The sequence below is a fragment of the Nocardiopsis mwathae genome (assembly GCF_014201195.1).
Classification (GTDB): domain Bacteria; phylum Actinomycetota; class Actinomycetes; order Streptosporangiales; family Streptosporangiaceae; genus Nocardiopsis_C; species Nocardiopsis_C mwathae.
Genome location: NZ_JACHDS010000001.1, coordinates 1,614,983 through 1,628,271 on the forward strand (window position 1 = coordinate 1,614,983; position 13,289 = coordinate 1,628,271).

A 13,289-nucleotide genomic window follows, 5' to 3' on the forward strand; every position below is an offset into this window, starting at 1 on the left:
AGGTGTGAGGCGTGTTCGGACGCCGACGCAAGAAGAGCGAGAAGAGCGGCGCTGCCGACACCCCCGAGGTCGCCCAGCAGCCGACCCCGGTGCAGGAGCCGGACAAGCCGGAGGACCGGCACCGCGCCGAGGGCCCGTGGGACGCCTCGGAGTCGGTACCCGAGGTCGCCCGAATCGACCTGGGCGCCATCCGGGTGCCGGTGTCCCAAGGCCTGGAAGTGCAGGTCAATGTCGCGCAGCGGACCAACCAGATCATCGGTGTCACCCTGGTCCAGGGCAACTCCGCCCTGCAGGTCCAGCCGTTCGCCGCGCCCAAGTCCAGCGGCCTGTGGGAGGAGATGCGCGGCGAACTGCGTGAGCAGGTCGTCTCGCAGGGCGGCAAAGTCGAGGACTTCGACGGTCCGTTCGGCCGGGAGCTGCGGGCCATCGTCCCGGTCGAGGGCAAGACCAACGAGGAGGGCCGCCAACTGGGCCAGCGGGTCCGGTTCATCGGTGTGGACGGTCCCCGCTGGGTGCTGCGCGGCGTGATCCGCGGCGAGGCCGCTGCCAAGCCCGAGGCGATGGCGGGGATGGAGCAGGTCTTCCAGCAGATCGTGGTGGTCCGCGGCGACCAGCCCGTCCCACCCCGTGACCTGCTGGAGATCACGGTTCCGCCGGAGATCCGGCAGTCCATGGCCGAGCAGCAGAAGCGCGCCGCGCAGGCGGCGCAGGCGGAGCAGAACGGCCAGGGTGGCCAGGGCGGCCAGGGCGGGGCACAGCAGCAGGGCTGACCCCCGCCGCCCCCCACCGCCGGAGCCCCTACCCCGTCGCGCTCGGGGCGGCACGCCACCGCGGTCCGCCACCCCGAGCCGCCGTCGCCCCTCGGGCGCGTGCGGCGGATCGAATCCCCACCCGTGCCACCGGAACCACGCTCGTCGCGCCACTCCACGCGTCACGACGGCCCGACTCGACCTCGCGCAGTGGCGCGCGAGCGCCGCTCCGGACGACGGCTCGCCGAACGGAGAGCATCCGCCGGGCACGCCCTAGGCTGGCACCCATGACGACCTCAACCACTCTGCAGCCCCTGCGGGACGACTGGACCCGCGCGCTGACCGTCGTGGCGCACCCCGACGACCTGGAGTACGGCGCCTCCTCCGCGCTCGCCCGCTGGACGAGCCAGGGCAAGGCGATCACCGAGCTGCTGGTCACCCGAGGCGAGGCGGGGATCGACACCCTCCCGCCGCAGGAGAGCGGTCCGCTGCGCGTCCAGGAGCAGCTGGCCTCCGCCCGCGCCGTGGGCGTTGAGTCGGTCGAGTTCCTCGACTTCCCCGACGGCACCCTGGAGTACGGGCTGGACCTGCGGCGCGCGATCGCCCGGGCGATCCGCCGCCACCGCCCGGAACTGATCGTCTCGATCAACTTCCGCGACCACTTCCCGGGCAGCACCTCCTACAACCACGCCGACCACCGCGTGCTCGGCCCCGCCCTGCTCGACGCCGTCCGCGACGCCGCCAACCGATGGGTCTTCACCGAGCTGATCGACGAGGGACTGGCGCCCTGGTCCGGGGTGCGCGAGGTGGCGTTCGCCGCCGCACCCCACCCCACCCACTTCGTCGAGCTGTCCGAGGCGGACCTGGACGCGGGCATCGCCTCGCTCGACGCCCACGAGGTCTACCTGGCCAACCTCGGGGACTTCGACCAGAAGGCCTTCCTGCGCTCCAACGCCGAGGAGGCCGGCGCCCAGGCCGGCGTGGGGCTGGCGGTCGCCTTCGAGGTGCTGCCGGCCTGAGCCCGGGGCGGGAGCCGCGAAATACACCTTGACGATGGGCGCCCTCGGCGGCCACCCTGGCCCGGTGATGATCCGGCGTGAGACTCCCGCAGACGCTCCCGCGATCCGGGCCGTGACGGCGGCCGCCTTCGGCGCCGCCCCCTACAGCGCGCCGCCCGTGGAGCCCGGCGGCCCGCCGGGCGAGGCCACCCTCGTGGAGTGGCTGCGCGCCGATCCGGGCTGGATCCCCGAGCTGTCCCTGGTCGCCGTCGACGGCGGCGGCGAGGACGGTGGGGGCGCGGTCATCGGGCACGTCGTGTGCACCCGAGGCCGGCTGGACGGCGTCGCCGCGCTGGGGCTGGGGCCGCTGAGCGTGCTCCCCGACCGGCAGCGCGCGGGCGTCGGCGCGGCGCTGATGCACACCGTGCTCGGCGCCGCCGATGCCCGGGGTGAACCGCTGGTCTGCCTGCTGGGCGATCCCGACTACTACGCCGGGTTCGGCTTCCGCCCCGCCTCGGACTTCGCCATCCGCGGGGCGGACCCGGACTGGGGCGACCATTTCCAGGCGCGCGCCCTGAGCACCTACGACCTGTCCATGACGGGCACCTTCGCCTACGCCCGCCCTTACGGCCGCCTCTGATGCCGGTGGCGGAGTGGACGTCACGCCGGACCGGGGTCCTGCGGGTCGGCGACGTGGCCGAGGAACAGGATGGCCGAGCGGCGGCGCAGGATGACGGTGAACGGGCGGTCCGCCGTGAACACCACGGGCCGTGCCGGGAACGCCGCGGCGAGCGCCACCATGACGGCCGTCGCCGCGGCGCCTTCGGCACCCTTCTCGTCGACGCGTAGCACCGCCTGGTGGATCACCTGGTCGATACGGAGCCGCCGCGCGGAGATCCCGCCGAGGTCGGCGGCGTCGGTGAAGACCGTCCGCACACCGGTGTCGGCAAGGGGGCCGTTGAGCTCGGAGCGGTGCGTCAGCTCGAACCGCGGCAGTGACAGGTCCACGGTGGTCGGGCTCGCCTTGCGGTACAGCCGCTTCAGGGCCTCGGGGGTGAGCGCGGCGTCGGCCCGGTCGGCCAGTAGCACGTCCAGGGCCAGGTCGTGGTCGCCGCCGAGGGTGACCATGCTCCAGCCGTCCGCCTGCGCGTAGGGCAGGCGGCTCTCGCGGCGCATCATCGGGACCTCGCGGGTCCCTCGGGGGGTGTGGAAGTCGCGGGGCGCTGTCGCCGCGGGGTCGAACGGGTCGGGCCAGCGCAACCGCGCCCACAGCGCGTTGAGAAGGACCGCCTGGGTGTCGGTGCGGACGGTGCCGGGGAGGAGCAGCTCGTCGATCATCCCCCGGGTCACCTTGGCGACTTCGCTGTTGACCGCGGTGCGCACCCCCTCGGGGTCACCGCCGAAGTCGGCGGTGTGCACGGCGGACTCGGGGCGGGCGCGCACGTCGGCCTCGAACTCGGGCCGGACCGCCACGTCGTCGCGGACCCACAGCCCGGTGGTGGTGGCGAGTTCGGGCCCGTCGGCGACCGCGTCGTCCAGCGCCGCCAGGTGCGCCGAAAGATCCTGGCCGAGCAGGCCGGTCAGCTCCGCTCGCGTCGCTCCGCGGGTGCCGGTCGCCACGAGGCCCAGCGCACTGGCCACCGAGTAGGGCGACCACACGAATCCGGCGGGGTCGGCCGCGGCGGACAGCTCGGTGTGGAGCCGCAGCGCGAAAGCGACATGATCGGGGCGCAGGGACACGGACACAGCCACGGCACACTCCTCGCGAGAGCCACTCGGGTCTCCCGCCAGCCTACGCACGGCCGCCCGAGGGGTCCACGGCCCCCGTCGGCCAACACTCGGGGGCGGAGGGAACAACGACCCTGCGCCGAGCCGTTGACCTAGGGTGGACTGCACAACAGCCGATGTCAGTCCCCCGGCGGACACCGCGCCGCCGATTCAACCTGGAGCAGCATGACCGACCAGCAGCGGGCCGTGGAGACGTCCCGCCCGTCACCCGCACCCGCCCCGAACGGCGGCACCGACCGCCCGGGCGCTGCCGACGACGCCGCGCGGACCGCCCCGGAGCCGCCGCAGGCCGCCGCGGACCGCGGTGCCGACGGTTCGCACGGCGCCGACGGCTCGAACGGCTCGAACGGCGCGGCGGGTCCGCGGCGGGACGGCGCCGACGGTGCGCCGGAGCCCTCGGAGAACGGGGAGCAGCCGCAGGTCTCCGAGCAGACGGTCGAGGCCGTGGTGCGCGCCCAGCTGTCCAAGGCACTGGGCGGCAAGCGCGGCATGGTGGAGGCCGCGGTCCCCACCATCGCCTTCACCGTCACCTACATCGTCTCCCAGCACCTCCAGCTGGCGCTGGGCCTGGGGGTCGGCGCGGCGGTGGCACTGGCGCTCGTGCGGATCGTGCAGCGCTCCTCGGTCCAGTTCGTGTTCAACAGCCTCTTCGGCATCGGCATCGCGGCGATCTTCGCGCTGCGCAGCGGTGAGGCCGAGGACGCGTTCCTGCCGGGCATCATCTACAACGCGGTCTACGCGCTCGTGCTCATCGGGACCATCGTCATCCGCTGGCCGGCCGTGGGCCTGCTGATCGGCTCGGTCACCGGCGATCCCACCGGATGGCGGGACAACCCCGCCGTGGTCAAGCTCAGCTCCCGGCTGACCTGGCTGCTGGTGCTGCCCTGCGTCATCCGAGTGGCCGTGCAGTACCCGCTGTGGGCGGCGGCGAGCTACGGCATCGCCGACACCTTCGCCCTGCTGGGCATCGCCAAGATCGCGATGGGCTGGCCGCTGCAGGTGGCGGCCCTGGCCGCCATGGTGTGGCTGCTGGCCCGCGGCCGTACCGCGATGGACGGCCCCACCCTCGCGCCGCCGCGCGACCGCGACGGCGACGGCACTTGAGCCCGTGTCCCCCCCGATGACCTCGGGAGGCCGGTCGTCATTCTCCGGGAATGCGAACCGGACTCCCGAGATCATCGGCCGGGAGGCCCAGTAGGCCCAGTAGGCCCAGTAGGCCCAGCAGGCCCAGTAGGCCCAGCAGGTCCGGTCGGCCCGAGAGGTCAGGGAGCGAGGAGAAGCCCCAGTTCGTCCACGGAGTCGGTGCTGCTCAGGAAGACCAGGTCGTCGCCGGCCGCCAGGACGGTCTCCGGTGCCGGAGGCCGCACCCGGCCGTCGCGCACGAGCGCGACCAGGACGACCCCCTCGGGCAGGGCCGGGGCGAGCTCACCCACCGGGCGCCCCGCGTGCGGGGTGTCCGGTGGAAGCGTGAACTCCAGCAGGTCGGTCTCGGGCAGGGACACCGGCGCCATCGCGTCACCGCCATCGGTGATCGCGGCGACGTCGTCCACCAGCGAGGCGATCAGGCGCGGCGGCGAAACCGCCACGTCCACCCCCCAGTCGTCGGTGAACAGCCACTCGTTGCCCGGGTCGTTGATCCGGGCGATCGTGCGGTCCACCCCGAACTCCTTCTTCGCCAGCAGGCACACCACGAGGTTGACCTTGTCGTCGCTGCTGGCGGCGACGACCGTGTCGAAGTCGCCCAGCCGCGCGTCCTCCAGCGTGGACAGCTCGCAGGCGTCGGCCAGCATCCACTCCGCGCGCGGCAGCTCGTCCACGCCGATGGCGCGCGTGTCCCGGTCGATGAGCAGAACCTCGTGCCCGCTCTCACTCAGCTCGGCGGCGATGGAACGCCCCACGCTTCCGGCTCCGGCGATCGCGACCCGCATCGCCTACACCCCCTGGTCTTCGCTCGCGCGGGCGCTCAGCCGCGCCTGCAGGCCGTCGATGTCGGCGGCGCGGGCGAGGATGTGCAGTACGTCCCCGGCCCGCATCGTCTCGTCCCCGCGCGGTAGCAGGATCTCGCCGCCGCGTGAGAGGTAGGCCACGCGCAGCGGCAGTGCGGACTCCAGCTGCTCCACGCGCTGCCCCACCCAGGGGTGGGAGAGCGGAGCCTCGGTCATCAGCAGACTGCCCGACGGGTCGCGCCACAGCGGGGCCAGCTCCAGCCCCTCCGACCCCGGGACGAGGCGCCGCAGCACGGTGTCGGCGGTCCACCGCACCGTGCCGACGGTCGGGATGCCGAGCCGCTGGTAGACCTCGGCGCGCCGCGGGTCGTAGATGCGGGCGACCACGTTCTCCACGCCGAACACCTCGCGGGCGACCCGCGCGGCGATGATGTTGGAGTTGTCGCCGCTGCTCACGGCGGCGAACGCGGCGGCCGACGCGATGCCCGCGGCGATGAGCGCGTCACGGTCGTGGCCGATGCCGTGGACCGCCGTCTTGGCGGTCGAGGAACGCAGCCGCCGGAACGCGTCGGGGTCCCTGTCGATCACCGCGACCGTGTGCCCCATGTCCTCCAGCGTGTGCGCGAGGGTGGAACCCACCCGGCCGCAGCCAAGTATGACGATGTGCACAGGTCATCCGCTCCCGGTCTCGGCGTTCGGACGTGGGGCCGCTCGGTCGGCCGACCGCCGCGGATACGACCCCGGCAACGGTATACCCAACCGGAGCAAGGTGCCCGCTCGGCTAGTGTGTATGCGCAGATGGGCGGTGGCTGTACGCGGGGGGTCACCTGGCTACAGCCCGAAGAAGTCCCGTCGTGTCGGAGGTCATCCTTTCATGAGCCGTGTCGGATCCCACCTGGAGCTGCGCATCGACGGTGTCGCGCACGGCGGGTGGTGCGTGGGACGCCACGACGAGCAGGTCGTCTTCGTCCGCCACGCCCTGCCGGGGGAGCGGGTCCGGGTGCGGGTCACCGAGGAGACCAAGCGCTTCCTGCGCGGTGAGGCGGTCGAGGTGCTGGAGGCGTCCGCCGACCGGGTCGAGGCGCCCTGCCGGTTCGCCGGGCCGGGCAAGTGCGGCGGCTGCGACTGGCAGCACGCCACCCTGGACGCGCAGCGCCGGATCAAGGCGCAGGTGGTCACCGAGCAGCTGCGGCGCATCGCCGGAATCGAGCGCGAGGTGACCGTCGAAGAGCTCCCCGGCACCCCCGACGGCCTGGGCTGGCGCACCCGGGTGCGGTTCGCGGTCGACGGGAAGGGCCGGGCCGGGCTGCGCAGGCACCGCTCGCACGACCTGCAGCAGATCGACGAGTGCCTGATCGCCCACCCCGAGGTGAACCGCCTGGGCGTGCCCGAGCTGGAGTGGCCCGGCATCGCCGAGGTCGAGGCGGTCTCCTCCGGGTCGTGTGCCGACACCGCCGTCATCGTCACCCCGCGCGGCGCCAAGCTGCCCCTGCTGCCCACCCCCAAGGCCTCGGCCGCCGTGCTGCGCCGGTTCAAGGGCGGGCGCACCCAGTCGGTGCGGGGGCGCCGCGGCATCCGGGAGACCGCGGGTGGACGCGAGTACCGTGTCAGCGCCGGAAGCTTCTGGCAGGTGCACCCGGCCGCCGCGCAGACGCTGAGTGACGCCGTCATCGACGCCCTGGCGCCCAAGCCGGGTGAGACCGCGCTCGACCTGTACTGCGGCGCCGGGCTCTTCGCCGGTGCGCTGGCCCAGGCCGTCGGCCCCGAGGGGCGGGTCCTGGGCGTGGAGGGCAACGCCGAGGCGGTCCGCGACGCCCAGCACAACCTGCGCGACCTCCCGTGGGTCCGGGTGGAACGCGCCGACGTCGCCAGCCAGCTGCGGGAGTGGGTCGACATGCGCGTGGACGTCGCGGTCATCGACCCGCCGCGCGCGGGCGCCGGACGGGTCGTCGCCGAGCAGCTCGCCGAGCTCCGCAACCGCCGGGTGGCCTACGTCTCCTGCGACCCGGCGACCCTGGCCCGCGACCTCGTGGCGTTCCTGGAGTGCGGCTATGAGCTGGCCGACCTGCGGGCCTTCGACAGCTTCCCGATGACCCACCACGTGGAGTGCGTGGCCACCCTGGTGCGCGAGGGCGCCGCCTGACCCTTCCTCGGGCGATGATCATGGCGAAAGGCGTCGATTTCGTCCGCTTTCTCCGAGCGTTCGCCATGGTCATCGCGGAAGGGGAGGCTCACCGGCAGGGCGGGGCCGCGCTGTCCGGAACGGGGGCGACCAGGGCGAAGTCGGCCTCCTCAGGCGCGTCCTCCGGCTCGTCGCCGCGCCAGGCCTCGACGAACTCGGCGGCGCGTCGGCGGTGGGTGTCGGTGACGTCGATGCCGAGCAGCCGGGCCGCCTCGTCGGCGCCGGTGCCGGGGGAGACCAGCCGCTCCCAGTGCGCCTCCAAGCCCCGGGCGACCCGCTGCTCCGGGGCGTCGAGCAGGGCGACCGCGACGGCGGCCTGCTCGGTGTCCCGCGCCGTCCACCGGTTCTCGTACAGGGCGTTGAAGAGCAGCTCGGTGTCGTGCGACCCCCGGGCGACGAGCCACAGGTACACCGGCAGCCGGGCCTGTCCGCGGATGCTGCAGTCGTACTCGCGGTAGGTGCGCAGGCCGAGCGCGGGCAGCGCGATCTGCTCGGCGAGGTCCAGCCGGGGTGTCTCCTCGGCGGGGTCCCAGTAGTCGATGGGTGTGGCCAGGCCGTCCCGCAACGCGTCGGCCTCGCCGTTCCAGGGGTAGCGGCCGAAGGTCTGCTGGACCACGCGCGGCACGTCGCCGCGCGCCCGGCGGGGCAGCGCCGCGGCGACGGGGGCGGCCGCCGCGTGCCAGTAGGGGATCCACTGCTCGTAGCCGGCGTAGGCGCAGTAGGTGATACCCCCGCGGGTCCGGCACGTGTGGTCGGGCACCGGCCCGGCCCACGGCGCGTAGGAGCCGACGTCCATCTCGTAGTCGTTCATGCGGCGCCCGTCCTCGTAGCGCTGCGTGTAGGCGGCGGCCGATCCGGTCAGGCACACGGCGGCCAGCGCGGCCGTGAGCGCCCGGCCCCACCCCCCGGACTGGTGGCGCAGCAGGGCGAGGGCGGCCGCAGCCGCCAGAGCGAGTCCGAGGTAGACGAGGTGGGCGGGGGCGAGCCACCAGTAGCCGGGGCTGTAGTAGCTGCCGGGCTGCAGCAGTGCGTCCGCGACGCCGCCGATCTGGAACACGCCGGGGATCGCCGTGGCGTCGACGACGCGGACGTCGACCGTGAGCAGCTCGTTGGCGGCTACCAGGAGGATCAGGGCGGGCACCATGAGCCATGACCGCGTCCACACCCCGACCAGCACACCGACGGTGCCGCCGAGCGCCGAGACCAGCAGCGGCAGGGCGAACGCGGCGGGCGTGACCGAACCCGCGAGCGGCGCCGGGCCCGACGTCCAGACCAGCACCGCGTAGGGGATGAGGAAGAGCACGGCACCGCCGATCGCGGCGGCGACCAGCAGCGCGGTCAGCCGCGCCCGCCGGGCCACGGGCAGGGCGGTCCCACCGGTGTAGCGGACCTCCCGCACGGCCGCCGGCAGCGCGGCCACGAACATCCCGGCGCCGGTGATCGCGGAGCCGACCAGTGCGATGTCGAGGATGCTCCCCCAGTGCGCCAGTTCGGGGCGGTCGAGGTCGCGCAGCGACACGTAGGCGACCGCGAGCCACGGGGCGGGGTTGCGCGCCAGGCGGGTGAGCTCGAAGGCGACCAGCCGAGCCAGGGACACCAGGGACACCAGGGACGCGATCCGCCGTACACCACCGGGATCCGCCTCACCGGCAGGGCGGCAGGTCGGGATCGGCGTTCTCATCGGCGGCGTTCTCCTCATCCAGCAGGGTGAACTCGGAGGTGTGATCGGCGACGTAGATCCGGTCGAGTTCCTCTTCGGCGCGCGCCCGGTGGGCGTCGGTCACGTCGACGCCGAGCAGCCGGGCGGCGTCGGCCGACGTGGCGTCAGGCGAGGTTAGCCGCTCCCAGTGCCGGTCCAGTCCGCGGACGATCCGGTCCTCGGGGGCCTCCGCCAGGGCGAGGGCGGTCGCGATGTCCTCGGTCCTGGCGCCGGTGGCGTCCTCGCCCCAGACGGTCCACATCCCCTGGTCGGCCTCGTCGGGGGCGGGCCTGGTGGCGAGCCAGAAGTACAGCGGAAGGCGCGCCTGGCCGCGCAGCGTGCACTCGCCGTAGTGCCACCTCTCGGGCAGACCCAGTGTGAGTTGGACGAACTGGGTGGCCAGGTCCTGCTCGCTCCAGAGGGGGTCGGTGTCCCAGATCTCGACGGGAACGGCGACACCGTCGAGAACAGTCGCCTGCGGGCTCTCGAAACTCTGCAGGGCGACCTCCGGCAGGTCGGCGCGCTGGGTGGGCGGCAGGGCCGCAACGACCGGTTCCACGGCCCGCCGCCAGTAGGGGATCCACCGCTCATAGCCGGCGTAGCCGCAGTACGTCACGCCGTCGTGGTCTTCGCACACGCGCTCCGGGACGGCGACCCAGCTCGGGATATCGGGGCCTTCCCCGGACCACAGGTCGCCCTGCGACCGCTGGTCGGTATAGGCGGCGGCCACTCCGGCCAGCAGCAGGACGGTGAGCCCGGCGGCGGTGGCCCGCCGCCGCAGACCGGGCAGCGAGCGCAGGACCGCGGCGGCGTACCCCGCGGCGATGAGGCAGAGGAGCTGCACCACGTGGACCGCCGGGATCCCCCAGAGGGACGAGTAGCCGTCGGCCTGGGGCCGCAGCAGGGCGTCGGCCGCCGTGTAGGCCGCGGCCGCGCCGGCCGCCGGCGCGTCGACCAGCGTCGATCCGACGTTCATGAACTCGGCCAGGAACAGGTAGCTCGGGATGACCAGCACCGGCACCAGGGCGGGGAGCAGCGACCTGGTCCAGGTGCCGATCAGCACCCCGGCGACCCCTCCGGCGGCCGCGATCAGCGGCGGAGTGGCGAGTTCTGCCGGGGTCAGTGTGCCGGCGACCTCGGCGGGGTTCACGAACAGCGGCACCGTCGCCCAGGGCAGCGCGCCCAGAGCCGCGCCGCACAGCGTGACGGCGGCCAGCAGAGCGATCGAGCGCTGCACGGGCCCCAGCGGCGCGGTGACGGCGCCTCCGTAGCGGGCGTCCCGCACCGCGGGGAAGAGCCCGGCCAGGAACATGGCCGCGGCGGCCATCTCGCTGATCTGGATCGCCTCACGGGCCAGTGCTCCCCAGGCCTGAAGCTGGCCGGTGTCGCCGCGGCCGCTGGGCAGCCCCTGCAGGAGGATGATCCCGGCGACCGCGAGCCAGACGAACGGGCTCCGCACCAGCCGCTTGGCATAGAACCAGGTCAGCCGTGCGATGGACATCGTCATGTGAGACCCGGGCCCGCCGTCCCGCGTCCTGCCGTGTCCCCGGTCCTGGCCGTGTCGGCCGCGCCGGTCAGCAGCAGGTAGCCGTCCTCCAGGGTGGGCTCGACCGGTTCCGCGGACTCCTCGTAGCCCTCCGGCGGCCGCGTCGCGTCCGGGGTCAGCACGCGGTACCGGCCGTCGGGCCGCCGCCACGTCGTGGTCCCCGCCGAGGGCCGCTCGGGCAGTGACCACACGTGCCCGTGCGCCCGCCCGATGAGCTCGGCGGGGGTGCCGGTGAACACCAGCCGCCCCTCGTCCAGCACGACGACGCGGTTGCACAGCGCCTCGACGTCCTCGATCTGGTGGGTGGACAGGACGACCGTGCGCGTCGTGGCGAACTCCGAGACCAGGTCGCGGAAGCGGATCCGCTGCTCGGGGTCGAGCCCGATGGTGGGCTCGTCCAGCAGCAGCAGCCGAGGCTCGCCCAGCAGCGCACCGGCCAGTGCGAGCCGCTGCTTCATTCCGCCCGACAGGCGGCGCACCCGGCTGAAGCGGCGGTCGTACAGCCCCACCAGGCCCAGTACCCGGCGCACCTCGTCGTGCCGCCGCCTGCGCCCGCCCAGCTCCTTGAGCACGGCGATGTAGTCCAGCAGGCCGAACGCGGTGAAGTGCGGGTACAGTGTCGGGTTCTGCGGCAGGTGGCCGAGCCGCCGGCGGATCTCGGTCCGGTCCGCGGCCCGTTCCGGGTTGAGGCCGAGGATCTCCAGGCGGCCGCCGGTGGGGTCCAGGTCGGTCGCCAGGCAGCGCAGCAGCGTGGTCTTGCCCGCTCCGTTACGCCCCAGCAGGCCGGTCACCCCCGTGCCGAGCTCCAGCGTGAGGTCGCTCAGGGCGGCGCGCAGTCCGTAGCGCCGCGTCACCCCCTGTGCGGAGACGGTGGTGCCGAGCCCGGGGCACGCGGGCGTCGCGTGTGCGGTGGATGTGGTCATTCGGACCACCCGTGCCGCATCCGCAGGACCGCGAACGATCCGGCCATCAGGAGGAACGCCGCGGCCCACAGCGCCTGGGCGTGCGGGGCGAACAGCTGCTCGGGCCGCAGATGCTGGGCCGCGGTCGTCAGCGTCAGCGACGCCAGCCAGCCACCGGCCAAAAGAGCGCTGGCCAGGGTGAGGTTCACCCATCGCGACAGCGTCAGCGACGCCGCGACCAGGGTCAGCGCCGGGAGCAGCCAGGCGATCGGAGCCCAGTCGGGACCTGCGGTGCCGGGCAGCAGCAGGGCGGCGACCGTGCACAGTGTGAACGCGGGGATGAGCACCGCCATGGCGCGCAGGAACAGCAGCCGCTGACCGCCCATCGGGGTCACCGAGGTGAATTCGTGTGCTGGGTCCACGCCCCGGCCGTAGGCCAGGGCCACGCCGACCAGCGGGAGAACCGGGGCCAGGAAATAGAACATCAGCGAACCGTGCGGGACCGTGTGCGCGGCGACCAGGGCCGTGCCCAGGACCGCCACCATCGCGATCAGCCACGCGCGGTAGAGCGCCGGTGTGGCGACCAGGAGCCGTGCGGTGGACTCGTTGAGCCCGCACGCCTCCAGTGCGCGTTCCAGCAGGCTGCGTCGGGGGCGGTCGACGATGTCGCGCAGCTGCGCCCAGCTCGCCTCCAGCCACTGTTCGTCGGTCGGCAGGTCGTTGCGGCAGGTCGCACAGTGCATCAGGTGGGCCTCCGCGGACATCGCCGAAGCGTCGTCCGCACGTCCGGCGGCATAGTCCGCGAGTTGCCGGGATGTGAGATGCCAGGTCATGTCAGCTGCTCCCGGAGTTGGGCCTTGGCCCGCATGACACGGGTCTTGACGGTGCCTTCGGGGATCTGGAGCATCAGCGCGGCCTCCCGCACGGTCAGCCCGTCCAGGATGGTGGCCTGGATGGCCAGGCGCAGCTCCGGGGAGAGGTTGTTCAGCGCCACACCGAGCGGGCCGTGCTCGATACGGAGCAGCACCAGGTCCTCCGCCGAAGCCTCGCCCACGGGCTCGTAGGGCTCCGGGTCGGTGTCGCCGATCCACTGGTTGGCGCGCCGGCGCAGCTGCGAGATGAGCTGGCGGATGGCGATCGTCCAGATCCACGCGCCGGCGTCGCCGTCGGCGTCGCGGGGGGTGAACGTCCTGGCGTTCTTCCAGACCGCGAGGAACGTCTCCTGCAGGGCGGCGTCGACCAGGTCGGGATCGCTGCACCGGTAGCGCAGGCGCGCCCGCAGCCAGGGGGCGTGCCTGCGGTGCAGGTGCTCCAGGGCGGAGGAGTCACCGCACGCGACCGCGGCGAGCAGCTCGGCGTCCGAGCCGTCGGGGTCGTAGTCGGGGGTGCGCTTGGCACGTCGGAACAGCTTCACGTCGCTACTATCGCGCCTTCGGTCGGGATCGGTTCACCGGGAGGCGCAGGACCGGCGCCGACATT

General features: G+C 73.6%; 13 protein-coding genes. 5 read left to right on the plus strand and 8 right to left on the minus strand.

The window, feature by feature from the left end; all coding sequences use genetic code 11:
- Positions 1 to 11 precede the first annotated feature (11 nt).
- The 3 genes from HNR23_RS06510 (at position 12) to HNR23_RS06520 (ending at position 2,387) form a co-directional block, all read left to right on the plus strand.
- A complete protein-coding gene (locus HNR23_RS06510) occupies positions 12 to 770 on the plus strand; it encodes a DUF3710 domain-containing protein (RefSeq protein WP_184074492.1) in 759 nt (252 codons plus the stop codon).
- A gap of 266 nt (positions 771 to 1,036) precedes the next feature.
- Positions 1,037 to 1,768 (plus strand): PIG-L deacetylase family protein, encoded by a 732-nt coding sequence (locus HNR23_RS06515; protein ID WP_184074494.1) that lies wholly within the window; start codon positions 1,037 to 1,039, stop codon positions 1,766 to 1,768.
- A gap of 67 nt (positions 1,769 to 1,835) precedes the next feature.
- Positions 1,836 to 2,387 (plus strand): GNAT family N-acetyltransferase, encoded by a 552-nt coding sequence (locus HNR23_RS06520; protein ID WP_246421615.1) that lies wholly within the window; start codon positions 1,836 to 1,838, stop codon positions 2,385 to 2,387.
- Between the two features lie 20 nt (positions 2,388 to 2,407).
- Here HNR23_RS06520 and HNR23_RS06525 read toward each other — a convergent pair whose 3' ends face one another.
- Positions 2,408 to 3,499, minus strand: coding sequence for a serpin family protein (locus tag HNR23_RS06525; protein WP_343070445.1), 1,092 nt, complete (start codon positions 3,497 to 3,499; stop codon positions 2,408 to 2,410).
- A 201-nt stretch (positions 3,500 to 3,700) separates the two neighbouring features.
- On the opposite strand from HNR23_RS06525, the gene HNR23_RS06530 reads away from it, so the two are divergent.
- Complete coding sequence (locus HNR23_RS06530) at positions 3,701 to 4,639, plus strand: DUF3159 domain-containing protein (RefSeq protein ID WP_246421616.1); 939 nt, start codon at positions 3,701 to 3,703, stop codon at positions 4,637 to 4,639.
- A 158-nt stretch (positions 4,640 to 4,797) separates the two neighbouring features.
- Here the strand turns inward: HNR23_RS06530 and HNR23_RS06535 are convergent, their stop codons facing one another.
- The gene (locus HNR23_RS06535; protein WP_184074498.1) at positions 4,798 to 5,463 is read right to left on the minus strand and encodes a potassium channel family protein; all 666 of its coding nucleotides are present in this window, start codon (positions 5,461 to 5,463) and stop codon (positions 4,798 to 4,800) included.
- A 3-nt stretch (positions 5,464 to 5,466) separates the two neighbouring features.
- Positions 5,467 to 6,150 (minus strand): NAD-binding protein, encoded by a 684-nt coding sequence (locus tag HNR23_RS06540; RefSeq protein ID WP_184074500.1) that lies wholly within the window; start codon positions 6,148 to 6,150, stop codon positions 5,467 to 5,469.
- A gap of 205 nt (positions 6,151 to 6,355) precedes the next feature.
- On the opposite strand from HNR23_RS06540, the gene HNR23_RS06545 reads away from it, so the two are divergent.
- Positions 6,356 to 7,624 (plus strand): class I SAM-dependent RNA methyltransferase, encoded by a 1,269-nt coding sequence (locus tag HNR23_RS06545; protein WP_184074502.1) that lies wholly within the window; start codon positions 6,356 to 6,358, stop codon positions 7,622 to 7,624.
- Positions 7,625 to 7,712: 88 nt separating this feature from the next.
- Here the strand turns inward: HNR23_RS06545 and HNR23_RS06550 are convergent, their stop codons facing one another.
- From HNR23_RS06550 to HNR23_RS06570, 5 genes are read right to left on the minus strand one after another with little or no spacing between them, the layout of a single operon-like run.
- Positions 7,713 to 9,344 carry a hypothetical protein gene (locus tag HNR23_RS06550; RefSeq protein ID WP_184074504.1) on the minus strand — a complete coding sequence of 544 codons (1,632 nt, stop codon included), beginning with the start codon at positions 9,342 to 9,344 and terminating at the stop codon, positions 7,713 to 7,715.
- Complete coding sequence (locus HNR23_RS06555) at positions 9,307 to 10,869, minus strand: hypothetical protein (RefSeq protein WP_184074506.1); 1,563 nt, start codon at positions 10,867 to 10,869, stop codon at positions 9,307 to 9,309. The genes HNR23_RS06550 and HNR23_RS06555 overlap by 38 nt, the downstream gene beginning before the upstream one ends.
- Positions 10,866 to 11,831: an ATP-binding cassette domain-containing protein gene (locus HNR23_RS06560; protein WP_184074508.1), complete on the minus strand. Its 966-nt coding sequence runs from the start codon at positions 11,829 to 11,831 to the stop codon at positions 10,866 to 10,868. Before HNR23_RS06560 ends, HNR23_RS06555 begins: the two co-directional genes overlap by 4 nt.
- A complete protein-coding gene (locus HNR23_RS06565; protein ID WP_184074510.1) occupies positions 11,828 to 12,643 on the minus strand; it encodes a zf-HC2 domain-containing protein in 816 nt (271 codons plus the stop codon). The genes HNR23_RS06560 and HNR23_RS06565 overlap by 4 nt, the downstream gene beginning before the upstream one ends.
- Complete coding sequence (locus tag HNR23_RS06570; protein WP_184074512.1) at positions 12,640 to 13,224, minus strand: sigma-70 family RNA polymerase sigma factor; 585 nt, start codon at positions 13,222 to 13,224, stop codon at positions 12,640 to 12,642. Before HNR23_RS06570 ends, HNR23_RS06565 begins: the two co-directional genes overlap by 4 nt.
- Positions 13,225 to 13,289: the final 65 nt, after the last annotated feature.

What these genes read in the sequence shown, in the direction of transcription:
- HNR23_RS06545 (WP_184074502.1), top strand. Translation starts at nt 6,356, where the DNA reads ATGAGCCGTGTCGGATCCCACCTGGAGCTGCGCATCGACGGTGTCGCG.
- HNR23_RS06520 (WP_246421615.1), top strand. Translation starts at nt 1,836, where the DNA reads ATGATCCGGCGTGAGACTCCCGCAGACGCTCCCGCGATCCGGGCCGTG.
- HNR23_RS06515 (WP_184074494.1), top strand. Translation starts at nt 1,037, where the DNA reads ATGACGACCTCAACCACTCTGCAGCCCCTGCGGGACGACTGGACCCGC.
- HNR23_RS06555 (WP_184074506.1), bottom strand. Translation starts at nt 10,869, where the DNA reads ATGACGATGTCCATCGCACGGCTGACCTGGTTCTATGCCAAGCGGCTG.
- HNR23_RS06565 (WP_184074510.1), bottom strand. Translation starts at nt 12,643, where the DNA reads ATGACCTGGCATCTCACATCCCGGCAACTCGCGGACTATGCCGCCGGA.
- HNR23_RS06560 (WP_184074508.1), bottom strand. Translation starts at nt 11,831, where the DNA reads ATGACCACATCCACCGCACACGCGACGCCCGCGTGCCCCGGGCTCGGC.
- HNR23_RS06535 (WP_184074498.1), bottom strand. Translation starts at nt 5,463, where the DNA reads ATGCGGGTCGCGATCGCCGGAGCCGGAAGCGTGGGGCGTTCCATCGCC.
- HNR23_RS06550 (WP_184074504.1), bottom strand. Translation starts at nt 9,344, where the DNA reads ATGAGAACGCCGATCCCGACCTGCCGCCCTGCCGGTGAGGCGGATCCC.
- HNR23_RS06530 (WP_246421616.1), top strand. Translation starts at nt 3,701, where the DNA reads ATGACCGACCAGCAGCGGGCCGTGGAGACGTCCCGCCCGTCACCCGCA.